General features: G+C 67.0%; 23 protein-coding genes. 15 read left to right on the top strand and 8 right to left on the bottom strand.

Going from position 1 to position 21,635, the window contains the following annotated elements; translation table 11 throughout:
- The first annotated feature begins 119 nt into the window (after positions 1-119).
- From KUV62_RS17290 to KUV62_RS17310, 5 genes are all read left to right on the top strand, one after another.
- Complete coding sequence (locus tag KUV62_RS17290; RefSeq protein WP_222604970.1) at positions 120-1,010, top strand: GntR family transcriptional regulator; 891 nt, start codon at positions 120-122, stop codon at positions 1,008-1,010.
- Positions 1,011-1,122: 112 nt separating this feature from the next.
- Positions 1,123-1,863: a FadR/GntR family transcriptional regulator gene (locus KUV62_RS17295; RefSeq protein ID WP_222604971.1), complete on the top strand. Its 741-nt coding sequence runs from the start codon at positions 1,123-1,125 to the stop codon at positions 1,861-1,863.
- A 14-nt stretch (positions 1,864-1,877) separates the two neighbouring features.
- Positions 1,878-2,852 carry a C4-dicarboxylate TRAP transporter substrate-binding protein gene (locus KUV62_RS17300; protein WP_222604972.1) on the top strand — a complete coding sequence of 325 codons (975 nt, stop codon included), beginning with the start codon at positions 1,878-1,880 and terminating at the stop codon, positions 2,850-2,852.
- Positions 2,853-2,912: 60 nt separating this feature from the next.
- Positions 2,913-3,404, top strand: coding sequence for a TRAP transporter small permease (locus tag KUV62_RS17305; RefSeq protein WP_222604973.1), 492 nt, complete (start codon positions 2,913-2,915; stop codon positions 3,402-3,404).
- Positions 3,405-3,414: 10 nt separating this feature from the next.
- On the top strand, positions 3,415-4,686 hold the full coding sequence (locus tag KUV62_RS17310; protein WP_222604974.1) for a TRAP transporter large permease: 1,272 nt from the start codon (positions 3,415-3,417) through the stop codon (positions 4,684-4,686).
- Positions 4,687-4,906: 220 nt separating this feature from the next.
- On the opposite strand, the gene KUV62_RS17315 is transcribed toward KUV62_RS17310, so the two are convergent.
- Positions 4,907-5,092: a hypothetical protein gene (locus KUV62_RS17315; RefSeq protein ID WP_222604975.1), complete on the bottom strand. Its 186-nt coding sequence runs from the start codon at positions 5,090-5,092 to the stop codon at positions 4,907-4,909.
- 163 nt (positions 5,093-5,255) lie between these two features.
- On the opposite strand from KUV62_RS17315, the gene KUV62_RS17320 reads away from it, so the two are divergent.
- Positions 5,256-5,555, top strand: coding sequence for a hypothetical protein (locus tag KUV62_RS17320; protein ID WP_222604976.1), 300 nt, complete (start codon positions 5,256-5,258; stop codon positions 5,553-5,555).
- 22 nt (positions 5,556-5,577) lie between these two features.
- On the opposite strand, the gene KUV62_RS17325 is transcribed toward KUV62_RS17320, so the two are convergent.
- Positions 5,578-6,261, bottom strand: coding sequence for a TetR family transcriptional regulator (locus KUV62_RS17325; RefSeq protein WP_222604977.1), 684 nt, complete (start codon positions 6,259-6,261; stop codon positions 5,578-5,580).
- A gap of 129 nt (positions 6,262-6,390) precedes the next feature.
- On the opposite strand from KUV62_RS17325, the gene KUV62_RS17330 reads away from it, so the two are divergent.
- The 7 genes from KUV62_RS17330 to KUV62_RS17360 all read left to right on the top strand — a co-directional run bounded on the left by KUV62_RS17330 (position 6,391) and on the right by KUV62_RS17360 (position 13,702).
- A complete protein-coding gene (locus KUV62_RS17330; protein ID WP_261395719.1) occupies positions 6,391-7,290 on the top strand; it encodes a shikimate dehydrogenase in 900 nt (299 codons plus the stop codon).
- A 17-nt stretch (positions 7,291-7,307) separates the two neighbouring features.
- The gene (locus tag KUV62_RS17335) at positions 7,308-8,318 is read left to right on the top strand and encodes a DctP family TRAP transporter solute-binding subunit (protein WP_222604978.1); all 1,011 of its coding nucleotides are present in this window, start codon (positions 7,308-7,310) and stop codon (positions 8,316-8,318) included.
- Positions 8,319-8,387: 69 nt separating this feature from the next.
- Entirely contained in the window at positions 8,388-8,915 is a 528-nt protein-coding gene (locus KUV62_RS17340; protein WP_222604979.1) for a TRAP transporter small permease, read from the top strand.
- A gap of 3 nt (positions 8,916-8,918) precedes the next feature.
- Positions 8,919-10,193 carry a TRAP transporter large permease gene (locus KUV62_RS17345; RefSeq protein WP_222604980.1) on the top strand — a complete coding sequence of 425 codons (1,275 nt, stop codon included), beginning with the start codon at positions 8,919-8,921 and terminating at the stop codon, positions 10,191-10,193.
- 25 nt (positions 10,194-10,218) lie between these two features.
- On the top strand, positions 10,219-12,108 hold the full coding sequence (locus KUV62_RS17350) for a bifunctional sugar phosphate isomerase/epimerase/4-hydroxyphenylpyruvate dioxygenase family protein (RefSeq protein WP_222604981.1): 1,890 nt from the start codon (positions 10,219-10,221) through the stop codon (positions 12,106-12,108).
- 260 nt (positions 12,109-12,368) lie between these two features.
- Complete coding sequence (locus KUV62_RS17355; RefSeq protein WP_261395720.1) at positions 12,369-12,920, top strand: PadR family transcriptional regulator; 552 nt, start codon at positions 12,369-12,371, stop codon at positions 12,918-12,920.
- 35 nt (positions 12,921-12,955) lie between these two features.
- Entirely contained in the window at positions 12,956-13,702 is a 747-nt protein-coding gene (locus KUV62_RS17360) for a siderophore-interacting protein (protein ID WP_222604982.1), read from the top strand.
- A 7-nt stretch (positions 13,703-13,709) separates the two neighbouring features.
- Here the strand turns inward: KUV62_RS17360 and KUV62_RS17365 are convergent, their stop codons facing one another.
- Positions 13,710-14,855, bottom strand: a complete 1,146-nt coding sequence (locus KUV62_RS17365) for a radical SAM protein (protein WP_222604983.1) — start codon at positions 14,853-14,855, stop codon at positions 13,710-13,712.
- 20 nt (positions 14,856-14,875) lie between these two features.
- Positions 14,876-15,541: a hypothetical protein gene (locus tag KUV62_RS17370; RefSeq protein WP_222604984.1), complete on the bottom strand. Its 666-nt coding sequence runs from the start codon at positions 15,539-15,541 to the stop codon at positions 14,876-14,878.
- A gap of 228 nt (positions 15,542-15,769) precedes the next feature.
- On the opposite strand from KUV62_RS17370, the gene KUV62_RS17375 reads away from it, so the two are divergent.
- Positions 15,770-16,828, top strand: a complete 1,059-nt coding sequence (locus tag KUV62_RS17375) for a glycosyltransferase (protein WP_222604985.1) — start codon at positions 15,770-15,772, stop codon at positions 16,826-16,828.
- A gap of 151 nt (positions 16,829-16,979) precedes the next feature.
- Here KUV62_RS17375 and KUV62_RS17380 read toward each other — a convergent pair whose 3' ends face one another.
- On the bottom strand, positions 16,980-17,411 hold the full coding sequence (locus KUV62_RS17380; RefSeq protein ID WP_222604986.1) for a DoxX family protein: 432 nt from the start codon (positions 17,409-17,411) through the stop codon (positions 16,980-16,982).
- Between the two features lie 403 nt (positions 17,412-17,814).
- On the opposite strand from KUV62_RS17380, the gene KUV62_RS17385 reads away from it, so the two are divergent.
- Entirely contained in the window at positions 17,815-18,396 is a 582-nt protein-coding gene (locus KUV62_RS17385; RefSeq protein ID WP_222604987.1) for a hemerythrin domain-containing protein, read from the top strand.
- A 74-nt stretch (positions 18,397-18,470) separates the two neighbouring features.
- Here the strand turns inward: KUV62_RS17385 and KUV62_RS17390 are convergent, their stop codons facing one another.
- From KUV62_RS17390 to KUV62_RS17400, 3 genes are read right to left on the bottom strand one after another with little or no spacing between them, the layout of a single operon-like run.
- Positions 18,471-19,616 (bottom strand): ABC transporter permease, encoded by a 1,146-nt coding sequence (locus KUV62_RS17390; RefSeq protein WP_222604988.1) that lies wholly within the window; start codon positions 19,614-19,616, stop codon positions 18,471-18,473.
- Positions 19,613-20,539, bottom strand: a complete 927-nt coding sequence (locus tag KUV62_RS17395) for an ATP-binding cassette domain-containing protein (protein WP_222604989.1) — start codon at positions 20,537-20,539, stop codon at positions 19,613-19,615. The genes KUV62_RS17390 and KUV62_RS17395 overlap by 4 nt, the downstream gene beginning before the upstream one ends.
- Positions 20,536-21,498, bottom strand: coding sequence for an HlyD family secretion protein (locus tag KUV62_RS17400; RefSeq protein WP_261395721.1), 963 nt, complete (start codon positions 21,496-21,498; stop codon positions 20,536-20,538). Before KUV62_RS17400 ends, KUV62_RS17395 begins: the two co-directional genes overlap by 4 nt.
- Positions 21,499-21,635 lie beyond the last annotated feature (137 nt).

Genomic DNA, 21,635 nt, shown 5'->3' on the forward strand with positions numbered 1-21,635 from the left:
CTCCGTCGGCTGAAGGCGCGCGGAAGCGATCAGGGAGTCGCGCGCCCCTTTACGGTTTTTTATAAATAAAATACATTCAGCTCAAGTTGAAATACGGATCACCCGAGAGGGCGCGCAGCATGTCGCGACAGAACCAGACCTTCAAGGCCGCCGCCAATCAGGCGATGGACCTGTTTTCCGGGCTCGAGCCGGGCAGCGAACTGGGCACCGAGGCCGAGCTCTGCGAGCAGCTCGAGATCTCGCGCACCACCGCGCGCAACGTGCTCTCGCATCTGGCAAGCCTCGGGATTCTCGAATGGGAAGGCCGGCGCAAGGTGCTCCTGCGGGCTCCCGTGGTGGCGGACCGTTTCCCGCCCGAGGACGTCGCGCTACCGGCGGAGCGCGCCGAGCAGCAATTCCACGAATGGATCCTGCGCACCGATCTGCCGCCCAACGCGCAGATCCACGAGAGCGAGTTGGCGCGGCAGCTCGGCATCTCGGTGGCGCTGGTGCGCGACCTGCTGCAGAATTTCCGCGTCAGCGGGCTGGTCGAGAAGAACCCCAACAAACACTGGACCTTCCGCGGCTTCACCCGCGACTACGCGCTCGAGATGTGCGACATGCGCGAGCTCATCGAGCGCGAGGCCATGCGCCGGCTCTGCGCAGATCCCGACCATCCCGCCCTGCCCCGCATGGTCGAGATGGAGCGGCTTCACATCAACCTCCTCGCCCGTGACGATTCGGCGATGACCGAGTTTCCCGCCCTCGACGCGCGCTTCCACCGGCTGGTCTGCGCCGCCGCGCGCAATCGCTTCTACGACGAGTTCGCGCACCGCATCTCGATCATCGTCCACTACCACTACCAGTGGAACAAGCGCGACGAGACGGTGCGGAACCGCGAGGCGATCCGCGAGCATCTCGCGGTCATCCAGCCCATTCTGCAAGGCCGGAGCAGCGAGGCCCGAGACGCCTTCGAACAGCACCTGCACACCGCCCGCGAGACCCTTCTGGCCTCGGTCAACTGGTCCTGACCGCCTGGATTGCCTCACCGATATGTTTGCGCAAACAGCTTTATGACGGCTTGACGACAGTTTTTCTGTGGCCCTATGGTCCAACCAAAGTCACGATCTGTAGGAGGAGCAGGTGGCCAAATCGACGGTGGAGGAGATACGCGATGTGCTGCGACGCGAGATTGCCGAGGGCTATCAGCCCGGCGATCTCATGCCCAACGAGCGCGAGCTTGCGGAGCGGTTCGAGGTGTCGCGCAACACCATCCGCGAGACGATGATCCACCTCGAGGCCCTGTCCCTGATCGAGAAGACCAAGCGCGGCGCCAAGGTGCGCCGCCCGGATTTCGGCATCATGTTCCAGGAGCTGACCGACCATTTCGACACCTCGGCACGCAGCTTCACCGACGTGCTCAATTTCCGTCGCATCAACGAGACCGGTGCAGCGCCGCTGATGATCTGCCACGTCACGCCCGAGCGGCTGGCGCAGATCCGCGCCGCCAACGATCGCATGGTGGGCGCCCTGACCGCCGCCGAAGCCGCACAGGCGGATTACGATTTTCACTACGGGCTGGTGCAGGCCGCCGGCAACGCGGTGCTGACCCGCATGTACGACGTGCTGTCGGTGCCGCTGAAATACTACCTCGAGGTCGGCAAGTCGCAGGAGCTCAACACCGCGACCGCCAAGGCCCAGCACGACCGCATCATCGCGGCGCTCGAGCGCCACGACACCGTCGCGCTCAGCGCCGCGCTGTCGGACCATTTCCAGCATTCCGGCGAGGTTCTGGCCAACTGGCTGACCTCCCGCGAACAGCGTTCCGAACCGATCACCATCTGGCCGGTTCAGCGCATATCCCATCCGACCCAACAACCGTGATACGGAGGAGACCCATGAAAACTCTCACCAAGGCCCTGCTCGGCGCCACCACCGCGATGATGCTGGCGCTGCCGGCGCTGGCGGAAACCACCGTCCGCATCGCCTACGAGAACAACCCGGGCGAGCCGGCAGACCTCGTGATGAACCGCTGGAAAGAGCTGGTGGCCGAGGCCTCCGACGGCGAGGTCGTGCTCGAGCTCTATCCCTCCTCGCAGCTCGGCGCCAAGAAGGACGTGATCGAGCAAGGCATGCTCGGCGTCAACGTCATCACCATCGCCGACGTGGGCTTCCTGACCGACTATGACCCTGATCTCGGCATCCTGTTCGGACCGTACCTGACCGAGGACGCGCAGAGCCTGTTCGACATCTACGAATCCGACTGGTTCAAGGAGAAAGAGGCAGCGCTGCAGGATCAGGGCATCCACATCGTCATCAAGAACTACCTCTACGGCACCCGCCAGCTGCTCGCGACCAAGAAGGTTGAGACGCCGGACGACCTCAAGGGCATGAAGATCCGCACGCCCAACAACATCATGCAGATCCGCGCCATCGAGGCGATGGGCGGCACGCCGACCCCGATGCCGCTGGGCGATGTCTACCCGGCGCTGACCCAGGGCGTGATCGACGGTGTCGAGAACCCGCTGCCGGTGCTGTTCGGCCAGAAGCTGCACGAGCAGGCCAAGGAGCTGTCGATGATCTCCTACCTGCAGAACACGTCGCTGTGGCTCGGCGGTCAGGCCTATTTCGACACGCTTGACCCGGAAGTCGTCGAGATGCTGCACGAGACCGGCTACGAGGCCGGCCTCTACAGCCAGGAGCTTGCCGCGCAGGCCGACGAGCAGATCCTCGCCGACATGGAAGCCGCCGGCGTGACCGTCACCTACCCCGACGTCGCCCCGTTCAAGGAAAAGGCGATGGCGGTCTACGAGCAGTTCCCCGAATGGTCCGAGGGTCTCTACGAAGAGATCCAGGAGCAGCTCGGCCAGTAATCCGACCCCGGCCCGTGCGACCCTCGTCGCGCGGGCCTTCCTCTATTCCGAAGGTCCCTCGTGAAGTTTTCCTACAAACTCGTCTCGGCGCTGGCCGGCCTGCTGGTCTTCGCGCTGATCGCGATCACCGCCGCCGCCGTGATCGCCCGCTACCTGCTTGGCAACCCGATCCAGTGGACCGAGGAGATGTCCGCGTTCCTGCTGATCTGGATCGTGTTCCTCGGCGCCATCGCCTGCGAGATCGAGGACCATCACCTCAAGATCGACGTCATCACCATGATGCTGCCCGACACGCTCAACCGCTGGCTCAGCGTGGTGATCGGGCTGATCTCGATCGGCCTATTGGGCTACATGGCGCTGCTGGGCTACCGGCTAGCGGAAAGCGCGGCGCTGAAGAAGACCCAGATCCTGCGCATGTCGTGGTACTGGATCGACATCGCGGTGACAGTGGGCGCCATCGGCATCGCGCTGGTGATGCTGTGGAAGGTCGGGATGCTGATCCTCAACCGCCCCGTCGCCCCTGTCGACGACACCTCCGAAGACCTGAGCTGAGGCGCGCGACATGGACTGGTTCATCATCATCCCCTTCATGTTCCTGCTGTTCGCGCTGAACATGCGGATCTACCTCGCGATGTTCGCGGCGATCCTGGCCTATTTCCTGTTCTTCCAGCAGATCCCGATCCAGATCGCGGTGCAGCGCCTGATCGCGCCGACGCAGAATCCCTCGCTGCTGGCGATCCCGTTCTTCATCCTGCTCGGCACACTGCTCGGCACCACCGGCATCGCCTCGCGGCTGCTCAAGGTCGCCGACCTGCTGGTCGGCAAGCTGACCGGCGGGCTCGGCCATACCAACATCATGCTCTCGACCCTGATGGGCGGGCTCTCGGCCTCCAACCTCGCGGATGCCGCGATGATGTGCCGGATGCTGGTGCCCGACATGCTCAAGGCCGGCTATGATCGCGGCACCGCCGCCGCCATCACCGCCGCCTCGGCGCTGATCACCCCGATCCTGCCGCCGGGCATCGCGCTGATCATCTACGGTCTGGTGGCCGATGTCTCGATCGGCTCGATGTTCGTGGCCGGCATCCTGCCGGGCCTGCTCTGCGCCGCGCTGCTCATCGCCGCGACCTACTGGGTCGCCAAGAAGGACGGCTACAAGCCCTCGCGCACCAGCTGGCCCACCGCCAAGGAGACCACCTCGACGCTGGCCAACGCCTGGCCCGCCTTCCTGCTGATCCTCGTCATCATCGGCGGTATCCGCCTGGCGATCTTCACGCCCACCGAGGCCGGCGCCATCGCCACCGTGGTGACCATCGTGATCGGGCTCTTCGTCTATCGCGAGATGAAGCTGCGCGATCTGACCGACGCCTTCAGCCAGACCGCCCGGCAGACCGCCGCGGTGCTGCTGGTGATCATGATGTCCTCGGCGCTCGGCTGGATCTTCTCGCTCGAGCAGGCCGGCGTGGCGCTGGCCGAGTGGATCATGTCGCTGACGCAGAACCCGTGGCTGTTCCTGCTCATAGTCAATGTCATCCTGCTGGTGCTGGGCATGTTCATCGAGGGCAACGCGCTGCTGATCATCCTCGTGCCGCTGCTGAAGCCGGTGGTGATGCAGCTCGGGATCGATCCGGTGCATTTCGGCATCGTGATGATCCTCAACCTCGCGCTCGGAACGCTGACCCCGCCGGTCGGCACGGTGATGCTGCTGGTCTGCAACCTCACCGAGACACCCTTTGCCGAATTCGTGAAACGCGGCTGGCCGTTCCTGCTGGCGCTGCTCGTGGCGCTGATGATGGTGACCTTCATCCCCGCCATCTCCCTCGCGCTGGTCTGATCTCCTCCCCGAGACCGGCCGCCAACGCCCGCATCCCCTCCCTCGGGATGCGGGCGTTGTCATGTCCGACGGTCGCGCGGGATGCCAGAGGCTGCTCTGCGGATACCCCGGCGGGCACGGCCCCTCGGCGCGCGGTGCATGAGAAGGACGCGCGGCGCACGATTGTCCCTCAGTTGCGGTGCATTGCCGCGCAGGAGGGGACCTCGCCGAGGTGATGGGGTCAGCGCTTGTCGGGCGGATCGGTCAGCAGGTTGATCAGCGTCGCACCGACGATCCAGATCGACAGCGCCCCGAACGCCGCGGTCGATGGCGCGTAGAGATGGCCCACGAACCCGCCCAGTCCGAAGGCCAGTCCAATCGCACCGTTGACCGCCTGCAATTCCCTGCGCTTGGTTTTCAGGCTCATGGTTCGCTCCCCCGTGCTCCGCGCAATCTTGACTCCCTGCCGCACCGATCTCGTTGATCGGGATCAATGCGCCCCGCGCGGCCTGCGACGACATGCGGTTTTGCGCGAGGCTCCGGCGCTGCTATACTCGGGATGTACTGGATCCGAACTCAGGGAGGAGACGATGCAGTCAGAACTGATGACCCGGCGACGGGTGCTGCGCCTGACCTACGAGCGCTATCTCGAGGCCGACCGCGCCTGGGCCCTCGCCCTGTCCGACATGAAACGCTGGTTCCCGTCCGGGGCGCGGCCCTATCGCGCGGCAATGGGCGATCCCGGCTCGCGAATGCGCCAGCTCTACGACCAGCGTGCCCGGGCGCTTGCCGGGCTCGAGGCGGCGCGGGTCAAGCTCGACAGCGCCCGCAAGCGGCTGGCCAAGCGGCAGCGCCCGGCGCCGGTGCGGATCCTGCTGATCACCGGCTGAGAGCGCCCGGCGCCCGCAGCGCTCAGCCCTGGTCGCGCTGAAACAGCGTGTCGATGCGTTCGGGCTGGCTCAGCACCGAGCACAGGATGCCGCGCACCGCCGCATCCTTCAAAAGCGCCTGCCCCGCCGGCTCGAACAGCGCCGAGCCGAAATTGCTCGCGAAGGTCGCGCGGTTGGCGACGTTGAAGAAGCTGAAGGCCGAGATTTGCCAGTGCAGCGCCACCGGCGAGACGTCCTCGCGGAAGAGCCCCGCCGCGAGCCCGGCCTCGCAGATCTTCTCCACCGCGCCGATGGCGCGCAGGTTCTGCCCGTGCAGCCGCTCCATGCGGTCGAGATGGCGCGCCTCGTGGATGTTCTCGATCATCACCAGGCGGATGAATTCCGGGTTGCGGCGGTGGTGGTCGAAGGTGAACTCGATCAGCGTCTTCAGTGCCCGGTCCGGCGCCAGCCCCTCGAGATCGAGCTCGGCCTCGCCGGCCCGCACCTCGGCATAGCAATCCTCGAGCACCGCCTCGTAGAGCGATTCCTTGTCCCCGAAATAGTAGAAGATCATCCGCTTCGAGGTCTTGGTGCCGGCCGCGATGTCTTCGATTCGCGTCCCCGAAAGCCCCTTGCGGGCAAATTCCGACCGCGCCACGCGCAGGATATCCGATTTCACCGCCTCGGGATTCTGCTTCCAGCGACGTGATTTTGTTTCCTTTTCCATCGGATACCCCTGCCTCCCTCTCCAGGTGCATTCTACCTTTTTAACCCCCCGGTTCAATTCCCTTGACGAATTTAACCGCACGGTTCATTGTCAGCGACAGAACGACACACCGCCAGGGGAGGGGCCGGTTTGGAGACCATCACCACATCCGAAGACGCTCTGCTTGCCGGCCTGATTGGCCGCGGCATCATGCTGTCGCGCACCCCCCTGATGCACATGCGCGAGGCGCAGGCCCAGGGGCTGTTCACGGTCTACGAGAAGCTCGACATGGATGCGCCCGAGCGCGCGACACTCTCGCTCACCGACATGGTGACCGCCGCCGAGGCCGCCGGCTTCGACGGGCTCAACATCACCTACCCGTTCAAGATCGAGGTGATCTCGCTGCTCGACGAGCTGAGCGAGAACGCCCGCGCCGTGGGCGCGGTCAACACCGTGGTGCTGAAGGACGGCAAGCGCATCGGCCACAACACCGATCTCTGGGGCTTTGCCGAGAGCTTCCGCCGCGGGCTCGACGGCGCCGACACGCGCCACGCGGTGCTGCTGGGCGCCGGCGGCGCCGGCGTTGCCGTGGCCCATGCGCTGGCCGATTGCGGCGTGCAGAAGCTCTCGATCTTCGACACCGATCCGGCCCGCGCCGAGGCGCTGGCCAGGCTGGTCGCGGGCAACCGCCCCGGCACCGAGACGCAGGCGGTCTCCGACTTGGCCGCGCTCTTCGCCGCGGACCGCCCCACCGGCATTGTCAACGCCACGCCGATGGGCATGGCCAAGCTGCCGGGCATGGCGATCGAGGCCGATCTCATCGCCAGCGACCTCTGGGTCGCCGACATCGTCTATTTCCCGCTCGAGACCCAGCTCATCGCAACCGCGCGCGCCAAGGGCTGCCGCGTGCTGCCGGGCTCGGGCATGGCGGTCTATCAGGCGGTGCGCGCCTTCGAGCTCTTCACGGGCCGGCCCGCCGACCCGAACCGGATGAAGGCAACCTTCGACGCCTTCGACAAGGCCCCGCTCGCCACCGCGGGCAACATGTAACGCAAAGGGAGGACAACATGCGTTCCATCACCACTTCTCTGCTGGCCGTCACCGCGCTCTGCGGCAGCCTCGCAGCCACCTCGGCCATGGCCCAGACCATCCGCGTCGCGCACGTCGACCCCGACGACTGGACCGGCTCCAAGAAGGGCGCCGCGGCGCAGATCTTCAAGAACATCGTCGAAGGTCAGTCGGACATGACCGTCGAGGTCTTCCCCGCCGGCGCGCTCGGCAACGAGGACGAGCTGATCGCACAGGCGCAGGACAACCTCACGCAGGTGGTGCTGGTCTCGGGCGCGATGTCGAAGGTCTGCCCGGCAGCCTCCGTGCTCGACATCCCTTACACCTTCTCCTCGGCCACCGTCGCATGGGATGTGCTCGACGGTGAGTTCGGCGACGCGCTCGCGGAGCACTGCCTCGAGAAGACCGGCTTGCGCACCCTGGCCTATGGCGAGACCGGCTTCCGCAACTTCACCAACGGTGTGCGCGAGATCAAGTCGCCCGCCGACATGGAAGGCCTGAAGTTCCGCGTCCAGCCGATCCCGCTCTACGTCGAGATGGTCAAGGGCCTTGGCGGCGAGCCGACCCCGATTGCCTGGACCGAGCTCCCGAACGCGCTCTCGACCGGCGTGGTCGACGGCCAGGAGAACCCGGTCGGCGTGATCTACAACAACGGCCTGCACAAGCTGCAGAAATACATGACCCTCGACGGCCACGTCTATGCCGCCGACTTCATCCTGATCTCCGACGAGTTCTACGACATGCTCGAGCCGGCGCAGCAGGAAGTCGTTGCCCGCGCTGCCCGCGTCGCCGGCACCATGGGCCGTGCGATCCAGCAGTGGAACACCGCCGAAGGCGTCGGCAAGGTGCAGGAAGAAGGCATGGAAGTCTACGCGCCGACCTCCGACGAGATCGCAGCCTTCGCGGAAAAGGCACAGCCCGCCGTGGTCGAGTACCTGCGCGGTGAGCTCGGGGATGACGCCGAGTGGATCGACCGCCTGCAAGCTGCCGTGGCAGACTCCACGCAGTAAGCGCGCGCATTGTGCCGGGGCCGGGCCGCTGCGAGGGGGGCCCGGCCCATTTTATTCGGAGGAGCCGACATGACCGCTCTCACCCGCGCCGCAAGATGGCTGTTCGGCTTCGGAGCCGGCCTGTCGATGGCGCTCGTCTTCCTGATCATCTTCGTCAATTCGCTGCGGCGATACACCATGGGCCGCTCGGTGCCATGGGGCGAGGAACTGCCGATCTACCTGACGATCTACGGCGTCATGTTCGGGCTCGCACTGGCCTATCTCAATGACCAGCACATCCGCTTCACCGTACTGACCGACACGCTGCCGGGCCGCGTGCGCCACGTGCTCTTCATGATCGCCGACGTCGTCACCGTCGCCTCGGGCATCGCGCTGGCCTATGCCGGGCACGTCTTCGCCCTGCGCCGGGGCAGCGTCGACAGCTCGGGCCTCAAGAGCACCGCCGACTGGCTCGCCGCCTCCACCGGCATCGACTGGCTGGTCTGGCTCGGCAAGGTCGGCCCGTATCAATACGCCATCGCCTTCGGGGGCGGGCTGCTCGCCGTCGCCGGCGCGCTGAAACTCGTCGAGCGCCTCACCCAGAGACGGGAGTTCTGAGCCATGGTCTATGCCATCCTCATCGTGGGCCTTCTGGCGGGCGCGCCCATCGCCATCGCGATCATCGCCGCCCTGCTCTACTTCATGGCCACCGGCGATGCGCCCTACACGCTGCGCATCGTGCCGACCGAGATCTACAAGGGGCTGAACTCCTTCCCGCTGCTGGCCATCCCGCTCTTCGTTCTGGCCGGCGAGTTGATGAATGAAAGCGGCATCACCGGCCGTATCATCGCCTTCGCCAACGTGCTTGTCGGGCGGATGCGCGCCGGCCTCGCGCTGGTCAATATCTGGGCCTCGGTGATCTTTGCCGGCCTTTCGGGTTCGGCGGTCGCCGATACCTCGGCCATCGGCCGGGTGTTCATCCCCGAGATGGAAAAGCACGGCTATGACCGCAGCTTCGCCGCCGCGCTCACCGCGGCCTCCTCGGTGATCGGCCCGATCATCCCACCCTCGATCCCGGTGATCATCTACGCGCTGATCGTCTCGGGCGTCTCGGTGCCCGCGCTGTTCCTCGGCGGCGTGGTGCCGGGCCTGCTGCTGGCGGTGTTCCTGTCGGGCTATGTCATGCTGACCGTGAAGGTTGACCACGGCGACCAGACCGGAGACCTCGGCGGGCCTTCCAACGGCCAGGCGCTGCTGCAGGGTATCCTCCCGCTGCTGATGCCGGTGCTCGTTGTCGGCTCGATCCTCGCCGGCGTGGTGACGCCCACCGAGGCGGCAAGCTTCGCCGTCGGCTACGCGCTGATCCTCGGGCTCTTCGTCTACCGCAAGATCAAGCTCTCCGCCCTGCCCCGGATCTTCTCGGGGGCGATGCGCGACAGCGCGGTGATCCTGATCATCATCGCGGCGGTGGCGGCAGCGAACTGGCTGCTGACCTACAACCGCATTCCCAACATGCTGACCGACTGGGTGCTGGGCAATGTCGACAGCAAGACCGCCTTCCTGATCGCCGTCATCATCCTGTTCCTCTTCGTGGGCCTGTTCCTCGAAGGCATCGCTGCGATGCTGGTGCTGGTGCCGATCCTGCACCCGATCGCCGTCAGCATGGGGGTCGACCCGACCCATTTCGGCATCCTTGTGATATTCAACCTGATGATCGGCCTGATCACTCCGCCGCTCGGCCTCTGCCTCTTCGTCGCCGAGGGTGTGGCCAATGTCGGCATGGCGCGGCTCATCCGGTCGATCATGCCCTTCTTCCTCGTCGAGGTGCTGGTGCTGATCATCCTCACCTTCGTGCCGCAAACCGTCACCTGGCTGCCGACCCTGCTCGGCTTCTGATCCGCAACCCGTGGGAGACCCCGCCATGAAGACCTCGATCGCCACCGTCTCGATCTCGGGCGCCCTGCCCGAGAAGCTCGACGCCATCGCCGCCGCCGGGTTCGACGGGGTCGAGATCTTCGAGCAGGATTTCATCGCCCATGATGGCGGCGCCCGCGAAGTCGGGCGGATGATCCGCGACAAGGGGCTGGACATCACCCTCTTCCAGCCCTTCCGCGATTTCGAATGCCTGCCCGAGCCGCTGCGCTCCAAGGCCTTCGACCGCGCCAAGCGCAAGTTCGACGTCATGCAGGAGCTCGGCACCGACCTGATCCTGATCTGCTCGTCGGTGCATCCGCGCTCGCTCGGCGGCATCCAGCGTGCCGCCGATGACCTTGCCGAGCTCGGCGAGATCGCCGGTGCGCGCGGCCTGCGGGTGGGCTTCGAGGCGCTGGCCTGGGGCCGGCATTTCAACGATCACCGCGACGCGTGGGAAATCGTGCGCCGCGCCAACCACGACCATGTCGGGCTGATCCTCGACAGCTTCCACACGCTCGGCCGCAAGATCGACCCGGAATCGATCCGCGCCATTCCCGGCGACAAGATCTTCTTCGTGCAGCTTGCCGATGCGCCCGCCATCGACATGGACCTGCTCTACTGGTCGCGCCACTTCCGCAACATGCCGGGCGAAGGCGATCTCGAGGTGCGCCGCTTCATGCAGGCGGTGATGGCGGCGGGCTATACCGGCCCGATCAGCCTCGAGATCTTCAACGACCAGTTCCGCGGCTCCAACGCCAAGGCCACCGCGCAGGACGGCTACCGCTCTCTGGTGGCGCTGATGGACGATGTGCGCCGGGTCGAGCCGGAGACGAAGATCGACCTGCCCGCGATCCCGCCCCGGGTCCGCGCCGAGGATGTCAGCTTCATCGAGTTCACCGCCCGCGACGGCGAGGTCGAGACGCTGTCTCAGCTCCTGCGCACGCTGGGCTTCACCCACGCGGCACAGCACCGCAACAAGCAGGTGGCGCTCTGGCAGCAGGGCGACGTGCGCATCGTCATCAACTCCGAGACCGAGGGCCATGCCAGCCATGTCTGGAACACCCGCGGCCTCTCGGTCTGCGACATCGGCCTGCAGGTCTCCTCGGCCGACGACACCGTGACCCGCGCAAAGGCGCTCGGCTCCGCGCCCTTCTCCCAGCCCACCGGGCCGGGCGAGCTGGCGATCCCGGCGATCCGAGGTCTCGGCGGCTCGGTGCTGCATTTCATCGACGCCACCAGCGGGCTCGACAGCGTCTGGGACGTGGAGTTTGCCAAGACCGGCGCCGCGCCCCGCAACGATGCCGGCATCACCCATATCGACCACCTCGCGCAGACCATGTCCTACGAGGACATGCTGAGCTGGACGCTGTTCTACTCGACGCTCTTCGACATGGAAAAATCGCCGATGGTCGACGTGATCGACCCGGACGGGCTGGTGCGCAGCCAGGTCGTGGAGAGTGCCGCCGGGCGGCTCAAGATCACCCTCAACGGCGCCGAGACCCACCGCACGCTGGCCGGCCGCTTCCTCGCCTCGACCTTCGGCGCCTCGGTGCAGCACATCGCCTTCGCCACCGACGACATCTTCGCCACCGCCGCGCGGATGACGGAGAACGGCTTCGCGCCGCTGCCGATCCCGGCGAACTACTATGACGATCTCGCCGCGCGCTTCGACATGCCCGACGGGCTGCTAGACCGTCTGCGCGCCGCGAATATCCTCTACGACCGCGATGGCGAGGCGGAGTTCTTCCAGCTCTACTCGCGCGCCTTCGCCAGCGGCATGTTCTTCGAGATTGTCCAGCGCGGGCCCGGCTACACCGGCTTCGGCGGGCCCAACGCGCCGTTCCGCATCGCGGCGCAAAAGCGCCTCGGGCCGAGCAAAGGCATCCCCCAGACCTGATCCGGGCGGTCTCCCTCCGGGCTCTCGACACGGCAGGCGCGTCGCATTCATTCGATGCGGGAGGCCCTGTCACGTCAACGTGTGACACCCGCTACGCCGAGCCGGAAACCTTTTCCAAACAATGATTTGCGCGCCGGCTCTGCGGCGACCGCACAGCCCTTGTGCGGGCTCTGCCTTGCCCCGCGCCTTGTGTCGCGCCGCTGTCTCGATATATCGGATATCACGATATATCTAGAAACCCGCTCTCGAAGGCCCCCGCCATGCGACACGGCTCCCGACCCGCTCGTCCTCACCGCAAGGGCCCGCAAGGCCCCAACGAGGCGCGCCCCCGCAAGGAGGGCAAGCGCGGCCCGAAACGGCTCTTCGAGTATGGCGAGCTGCGGCTGCTGATCCTCGCGATGATCGCGCAGAGCCCGCGCCACGGCTACGAGATCATCAAGGCCATCGAGGAGCGCTTCAACGGTGCCTACTGCCCCAGCCCCGGGGTGATCTACCCGAGCCTCTCCTGGCTCGAGGAGATTGGCTACATCCGCGTCGAGCCCGACGAGAATGCCCGCAAGCTCTCGCGCATCACCGCCGAGGGCGAGGCCTTCATCGAGGCCAACCGCGCCGCTGCCGACGAGCTGCTGACCCGCACCATGCCGCCCAGCCACCGCGCCAACGCGCCCGAGGAGATCGTCGCCGCGATGGACGACATCAAGCTGGCCCTGCGCCAGCGCCTCGCGGCCTGCAACAATGATGCCTCGGTCATCGAGGCCCTTGCCGAGACGCTGCGCCAGACCGCGCACAAGATTGCCAGCGGCGCGAAGTAGACGCTGCAAGCCCCCATTCAGACACAGGAATTCCCATGGACCAAATCATCACGAGGCACCGCCACGAACTCAAGCGCCGCACCCTCACGGTGCGCGAGACCGGCTATCTCACGCCGAACATGATCCGCATGGTGCTGCACAGCGACGAGCTGGCCGATTTCACGAGCCTTGGTGCCGACGACCACATCAAGCTGATCTTCGACGGAGGCGGCGAGAAACCGGAGATGCGCGAGTATACCCCGCGCCGCTTCGACACCGAGCGCCGCGAGCTGGTGCTCGACTTCGCCGTCCACGATGCCGGCCCGGCCACCGACTGGGCGATCAACGCCGCTCCCGGCGACGAGCTGCGCATCGGCGGGCCGCGCGGCTCCGCCGTCATCGCGCCGGTCTTCGACTGGTGGCTTCTGATCGGCGACGAAACCGCCCTGCCCGCCATCGGGCGCCGTGTCGAGGAGACGCCCGCCGGACCGCGCGTCATCACCCTCGCCGCCGTCCCCGGCGCCGAGGACGAGCAGCACTTCGAGACCGGGGCGCTGATGGAAAGCCACTGGGTGCACCGCCCGGTCACGGAGGCGCATCAGGCCGGCGCCCTGCTCGATGCCACGCGCGCGCTGACCCTTCCCGAGGGCAAGGGTTTTGTCTGGATCGCCGCCGAGGCGCAGGTCGCCAAGGCGCTGAAGGCGCATTTCCTCGACGAGCGCGGCCACCCGGCGCAGCATCTCAAGGCGGCGGGCTACTGGGTGCATGGCGACGCCGGCGCCAGCGACAAGTCGCTCGGCTGAAGGGAAATCAAGCCGATCCAGGCGAGTGCGGGCCCAGCGCGGGCCCGCCGCGATAGGCCCGGCGCGAGGGTCCGTGCGCCAGCACGCGCTTGTCGTAGCTGCAATGACAATTCGGGCAGTTGAGCGCGTGCGCGTCGCGCGCCGCCTTGCGGTGCGCCTCGGTGAAGAGCAGCTCCGACAGGCGGTCTTGATGCAGGTTGCCAAGCTCGAAGGTGACGTAGCACATCTGCACGGTGCCGTCCGGCCCCACCCAGATCAGCTGGTATTCGGTGCAGGGCACGCGCATCTCGGGGCCCTTGATCAGCCAGTCGGGAATCGAGCGGATCCCCGGCTCGGAATTCACCACCAGGTCGGGGCGCTCGGCCTTGCATTCCAGAAGCCGCTCCGACAGACGCTCCAGCGCGGGGCGGTCCTGCGGCGAGAATTGCAGCTCCTGGCTTTCCTTGACGAAATAGGGAAGCGAGTAGTGCACGAGATTGATGTAGAGCGGGATCTCGTAGCGGCGGGCAAACGCCCAGGTCGCCTCGAAAGCCTCCGGAGTGGCGGTCGGCCGCATCAGCAGCCAGTCGAGATGCATGCTCACGGTCTCGGCATAGGTCTCGCGCATATAGGCGATGCTCTCCTCGACCTTCTGGAACCGCGACGGCCGCTGGACATAGGCGTTGTAGCCGTCGCCCGTTCCATAGAACCCGACCGAGATGTGCCGCAGCCCTGCCTCGACCAGCGGTGCCGCGCGCGCCTTGAGCAGCACCGCGTTCGTCGTCATCCACATATCGAGCCCGCGATCCGCGATATGCGCGACGATCTCCGGCAGGTCGCGATGGATCAGGGGCTCTCCGCCATAGAGCCGCACCCGTTCGATCCCGGCCGCCTTGGCATCGTCGACCGCCGATTTCACCAGCTCCAGTTCGAGCTCGTGCCCGGGCATGAAATCGCGCCCGTAGTTACAGCCCTTGCAGCGCAGGTTACAGTCCGCCGTCAGCGTCAGGTAGAGATAGCGCGGATCCGGCGAAATCACCGAGGGACTGATGCGGGCCAGGCTGTGCTTGAGCAGATCGGCATTGGCATCCGCCGCCTTGAGCATCCGTTTCAGGGAGGGGTTGCGCTGGTAATACGGGCGCAAGGCGTTGCGAAGGGTGGAGTGAAAGGACATGTCGGCTGTCTCCTAAGACGCTATCGTGCAATCAGGTCTCTTCGGCACCTCTGGTTGGGTTGTGGTGAGATGAGCCGCGCGCGGACGAAGGCCCGCGCCCGCTTGGCCAGCGAGCGGCGCGGCTCCAGCGGCGGCAGCGGCGCCTGCGCGCAGGCCGCCACGAAGGCGGCGTAGGGCGCGTGGGCGAAGGCGCTGTGGTGCGTGGCGACGAGATCGAGCCGATCGACCGGGTAGACCCCTTCGAGATCGATCATGCTCAAAAGCCCGCGTATGCGCAGGGTATGGGACGGGCTGAACTGCACCGCGAAGAAGCCCGTCTGCTGCGTGCGCCGGCAGATCAAGTCGTAGAAGCGCGGCCCCATGCGGATCCGGTGGCTGCAGGCCGCCATCACATAGCCGCGGCAGACCCCCTCCGACATCACCAGCCCGCGCAGGGCCGGCACGTTGGCGGCGTCGTAGAACCCTGCGGCGAGGGCCACCGGCAGGGTGCGCGCGCGGACGTAGCCCGGGTTCCAGATCTTGACGAAGACGGGCTCGTCGAACGGCGCGAGCAGACCGCGGAAGATCCACCGGCTGTGATCCTGCGCCCCGTAGCGTCGGAGTACTTGCCGCACCGGGCTCAAGCCGGCGAGATCCAGCCCGCGCAAGGGCAGCTCCGGCACAGAATACGGAGATGCTGTCTGCAAGTCGGTTCTCCCTCGCCCCGGATCAGCGGCGCGGCGGGTGCTGCGTCGATGCAAATCGATTGACCGATTGGCGCGCAGCGTCACCCGTATCGCAGGATCAGGGTACGACATTTCTACCGCTTTACGAGATTTTCGATATATTTACTCAACCAAAAGGAGGGATGCCTGCCCAAAGATCGCGCCGATGATCAAATCTACATCTACCTGCCGTCCTTCGCGGGCGGCGGCGTGGAACGCGTTTTCGTGCGCATCGCCAACCAGCTCCACCAGACCGGAGCGCCGGTGTCGCTGGTGGTGAATCAGGCCGTCGGCCCGACGCGCGACCGCCTGTCGCCCGACATCCCGGTGATCGCGCTCGACGCGCCCCGGAGCCGAAACGCCCTTGTCCCGCTGACACGGCTGCTCGCGACGTCCCGGCCCGCGGCCGTGATCTCGGCGCTGACCTATTGCAACGCGACGGCGCTCATCGCCAACCGGCTGGCGCGGCGCCCGGCCCGCGTGGTGATCAGCGAAAGGTCGCAGGTGAGCGGCGTGCTCACCGATTATGGCGCGGCGCGACGCGCCCTGACCCTGGGGATGATCCGCCGGCTCTACCCGCAGGCGGATGCGATCAGCGCCGTCTCCAGCGGCACCGCCGACGACCTCGCGGCGTTGTCGGGGCTGGATCGGGGCGCGCTGCACGTGCTGCCCAATGCGCCTCCCGACCCTGCGGACTATGCCGCAGCCCGACAGGCGCCAGCCCCGCACCCCTGGCTACTGGATGGCGGCGGGCCGGTCGCGCTCGCGGTGGGGCGGCTCGAACCGCAGAAGAACCATGCGCTTGCACTCGAAGCGCTGGCTCTCGTGCGACGCAGCGGCACCGCGCTGCGTCTCATCATCCTTGGCGATGGCAGTCTCGGCCCCGACCTCCGGGCCCAGGCCCGGGCGCTCGGCATCGAGACGGCGGTCAGCTTCGCCGGCTTCGTCGATGCGCCGCTCGCCTATCTCGTCAATGCGCAGCTCTTCGTGATGACGTCGCGCTGGGAAGGCTATCCCAACGCCCTTCTGGAGGCAGCTGCGGCCGGCCTGCCCTGCGTCAGCACCGACTGCGCGGGCGGCGGAGCGCGAGACATCCTGGGCCCCGAGGCGCTCGTCCCCGACGATGCCGAAGCCATCGCCGCTGCCATGTTGCATCGCCTTGCGGAGCCCGAAGCCGCGCGTAGCGCCGAGCCGTTCCCGCTCACGATCACCGTGGTGGCGGAGCGCTACCTCGCGCTGGCACGCGGCGACGCCGGATCGGCGCGCTAGAGGCTCGCGCGCCGTCTGTCGGCCGATGCGGATGCCGGCGGGATCGATGCCGGCATCGGTGCGGTGCCGCACGCAAGGAAACGGCCCCGGCGCTCTCATGCGCCAGGGCCGTCTCGTCATCGCCCGCGGGGGGTGCGCAGGGTGTCCGGGGTCAGTTGGTGAGCGCCAGGGCCCCACCGCCGAGCAGGACCTGCACAACCAGTGCCACGGCCCAGAATGCGGGGTATTCCCAGCCGCCATTCTCATTGGTGAACCAGAAGCCGTTCTTGCCATGCGCCAGGATCGCCGCACCCAACAGGGTGGGGATGAGCAGCAGCGCCACGAGGCTGGTCTGGAAGCCAAGGATCAGCGCGATGCCGCCAAGGGTTTCGGCGGCGATGGTCAGGTAGGCAAACCAGCCCGGTACGCCCAGCGATGCGAAGAATGCCGCTGCGCCTTTCGGCGTGAAGACGAAGTATTTCAGGTAGGCGTGCGCCAGGAAGAGGCCGCCGAGGGCAAGCCGGAGCAGGAGCGCGGCGAGCGCGACTGCGGTTGCGGAACCGGCGCCGAAGCCGCCAAGGATATTGGAAGAAAGATCAATCATTGTCGTGTCCTCATCAGAACCGCGGGAGCGCGGTGTTTCGTTTGAGGCAGAGATAACGCCGCACCATTTGGTTTAAAATGTTGATTGTGGCGAATGACTTCCCTCAAAACATTCTCAATATCGCAAGGCCCGCGGTGCGACGTGCCTGCGCTACCGGATGCGCTGACAGTCCGGCTGGCAGCTCCGCTGCGGATCATTATGCCGCTCGCAGCTGCGGACCTCGCTGCATGCGCTCCGTGGCGATCGAGGGCGCTGACGGGTGATCTCACGCCGCCAGCCTGCGCGCCCCGCCCCTCCCTGCCCGTCTGTTCCCCGGAGCACCGAGCCGCACAGGTCTCTCGCGAAGCGCCCCGGTCGCCCGACCGGCCTTGACTTGTCCTCTCCAAGGTTTCTCTTGTCCGTCATGACCGACCTTTCGACCCAACCGCTCGACGACCTCAGCCTCGACGAGGCCGCCCGGCCAAAGGCGCCGCCGGTGCCCGAGGCCAAGGACATTCACCGTCGCCAGGGCCGCCAGCTGGCGGCGATCCACCGTCATTACCTGATGGAGATGGGCCAGATCGGCGCGGTTCTGGCGCGGATCGAAGCGGGTGAGACACCGCCGGATCACCTGAAGCGGATCGTGCTCTCGCTCGACATGGCCGAGAATTTCCGGGCGTTCGGATCGTTGTGCGGGCGCGAATGCCAGGTCCTGAAGTTTCATCACGACATCGAAGGCGCCGACATGTTTCCGCGGATCGAGGCCGCGGGCGGCGGCAAGTTCCGTGAGGTGGTGGCGAAACTGAAGGCGGAGCACGAGGTCGTGCACGAATTGATCCTGCGCCTCGGACGCGCCGCGGCCGCGCTGGCGGAGGATCCTCGCGAGGAGACCTTCACCGCAGCCGCCGCGGTCTTCCGCAAGCTGGACGAGGTCGTGCGCTCTCATTTCGGCTACGAGGAAACCGAGCTGGAAGAGGCCATCGGCTACTATCTCGGAGCGATCTGACCGCCCGGGCGGCGCAAGCGCGATGCGAGGCTGCGGAGGGCCGCCCGCCGCCCGACGTTTCGCAGGCTCCGCGGTCAGTCCAGCCTCTTGCGGAACCGCAGGGCGGCCACGACCAGCCCCAGCACCGCAAACCCCAAGAGCCATGCCGCGTCTGGTCCGAGGTCCGCGAGATCCGCGTCGCGCAGCACGACGCCACGAATGAGGCGCATGAAATGCGTCGCGGGGAGCAGGTCGGCGATCAGCTGCGCGCCGCGCGGCATCCCCTCGTAGGGAAACATGAAGCCCGACAGCAGGATGGATGGCAGCAGGATGAAGATCGTCAGTTGCATCGCCTGCAACTGGTTCTTCGCCACCGTCGACAGCACGAGCCCCAGCGACAGGCTCGCGAAGATGAACAGCAGCGTGACCAGCAGCAGCGTGCCGGGTGATCCGGCGATCCCGACCGAAAAAAGCACGGCGCCAAGGCCGAGAATGATGACGACCTGCACAAGGCCGATCCAGATATAAGGGATGATCTTGCCGATCATCAGCTCCAGCGGCCGGATCGGCGTGGTGATCAGCATCTCCATGTTGCCACGCTCGCTTTCGCGCACGATGGCCGCGCCGGTGAACATGATCATGGTCATCGTCAGGATGACCCCGACAAGCCCCGGCACGATGTTCACCACGGTCCGCTGCGCGGGGTTGTAGAACAGCGTGACCTCGAATGTCGGCGCGGGCGCATTGACGGGCTCGCGGAAGAGCTCGCCCAGCGGCATGAGCCGCAAAGACCGGATCGCCCCCGCCACCAGCGTGTCCGATCCGTCGGCGATCCATTGGGCCACGGGCCGCGCCGTGTCTCCCTGCGCCGGCGGCGCGCGGCTGCCGAAGATGGCGGCATTGCGCACCAGCCGGTCGTCGATGTCATGCGGGATGACGAAGGCCGCGCGCACCTCGGCGCGGACGATGGCGCGTTCGGCCGCTTCGACGGTGGCAAAGCGCTGCTCGAAGCGGACCACCTGCGTGGCCTCGACCATCTGCGTCAGCGCAAGGCTGAGGCTGGTGTTGCTCTGGTCGACGACGGCGGCGGGGATGTGGCGGATCTCGGTGTTGATGGCGTAGCCGAACAGTACCAGCTGGATGAGCGGGATCATCACGATCATGCCGAAGGTCAGCCGGTCGCGCCTGAGCTGCAGCAGCTCCTTGCGCAGGATCGCCATCGTGCGACGCGCCGAGATCATCCGGCGCCCCCGTGGGTGGCGAGCACGAACACGTCCTCCAAGTTGGGCCGGACCGCGCGCAGCGACAGCTCCGGCTGGCCCCGCAGCGCTTGCGCGACCACGGCCTCGGCATCCGTCGGCGCCCCCGCCACGAGAACGCGCAGCCGGGTGCCAATCTGCGCGACGGAGGCGATGTCGGGGTGCCCCGCCAGTTCGCGCCCGATCCGGCGCAGATCGTCGCCCGCGAGCTCGACCACCCGGCCCTCGGCCTTCTCCATCAGCTCGGGTGGCGTGCCGTCGGCGCATTTCCGGCCTTGATCGAGGATCGCGATGCGATGGCAGCGCTCGGCCTCGTCCATCAGGTGGGTCGAGACGATCATCGTCGTCCCGAGGTCGACGAGGTCGAAGAGCCTTTCCCAGAAGCCGCGCCGGGTCTCGGGATCGACTGCGGAGGTCGGCTCGTCGAGAAACAGCAGCTCGGGCTCGTGAATGACGGTCGCGGCCAGCGCGAGGCGCTGGCGCTGCCCGCCGCTCAGCGCGCCGGCAAGTTTCCCCGCCTGCGCGCGCAGCTCGTAGGCCTCGAGCAGCGCGTCGATGCGCTGCCGCTTCCGTCGGGCGGGCAGATCGTGGATCTCGGCGATGAACCTGAGGTTCTCGAGAACCGTCAGATCACGGTAATAGGTGAAGCCTTGCGTCATGTAGCCGATCCGGCGCTTGAGCGCCTCGGCATTGCCGGGAAGCCGCGTTCCCAGCACCTCGGCGTAGCCGTCGCTCGGGGTCAGAAGCCCGGTCAGCATGCGCATCGCCGTCGTCTTGCCCGAACCATTGGGCCCCAGCAGGCCGTAGACGACGCCCTTGGGGATCGTGAGGTCGAGCCCGTCGACGGCGGTATTGGCGCCGAAGCGCCGCGTCATGCCAACCGCTGCCGCAACGATCTCGCTCATGGCAGCAGTGCCGAGATCGGCAGGCCGACCGGAAGCGCCGCCGCCTCCGGCGGGAGCGCCACCTCCGCGAGGAAGACGAGCCGGCTTCGCTGGTCCTGGCTGAGCGCGTAATAGGGCGTGAAGGCGGGCTCCTGGCTGATCCAGCGCAGTTGGCCCTCGTACGCGGCGTCGGTCCCGTCGAGACGCACCGTGACAGGGTCGCCGATGGCCAGCCCGACACGCGCGGGCTCGGGGATGTAGATGCGGGCGTGCGGTCTCTCGCCGGTCAGGAGCACCGCCACCGGACTGCCCAAGGGCACGCGTTCGCCGAGGTTCCAGGGCAGGCTGTCGAGCCGGCCGTCGCGCGAGGCGCGGATGGTCAGGTCTTCCAGCCGGGTGCGCACGGCGGCGAGCTCGGCCTTGGCGGCCTCGACATGCGCCTCGGCGATCCGGATATCTTCCTCGCGCGCCCCCTCCCTGAGCTCCGCCAGCGCCTGCTCGGCGCTGGTCAGCTCGGCGAGGGAGGAAAGGCTGCGCGCGAGATCCTGGTCCAGCCGCGCCTGCGTGATGGTCCCGCTTTCGAGAAGCCGCCGATTGCGTGCCAGCGTCGTCTCGGCCTCCTCGTAGACCGCGCGAGCCCCGCGCACCCGCGCCTCCGCGATCGCGATCTCCTGGGCGCGCGCGCCGCTGCGGACGCGGTGCAGGTCTGCCTCGGCCTCGGAAAGCCGCGCGCTGGCGAGTTGAAGGTTCGCCCGCTGCACCGCGTCCTCGAGCTGTACGAGCACCTCGCCTTCCGCAACCGCATGGCCTTCGGCGACGGGAAGCTCGGTGATGATCGCGTTCGCGGTCGCCGTCAGGACCACGCGCTCGCGCATCAGGACGCCGAGCGCCACCACCTCGCCGTCGTTCCGTTCGCAGGACTGCATCAGCATCGGCAGGACGAGGGCCGGGACCGCCAAGGCCTTGAGTATGGGAGTCATCACAGCGGCCCTTTCCGTTCCCGCAAGCGCCGATCGCTGCGCGACCTTACGGCAGCCCGGCCGGGTTTCCCCTGACATGAATCAAGGCACCCGCGCCCTCGCCGGTGACCGGACGGGCCTGCTGCCGCCGGCGCCCG

The sequence above is a fragment of the Salipiger bermudensis genome (assembly GCF_019801965.1).
GTDB classification, from domain to species: domain Bacteria; phylum Pseudomonadota; class Alphaproteobacteria; order Rhodobacterales; family Rhodobacteraceae; genus Salipiger; species Salipiger bermudensis_A.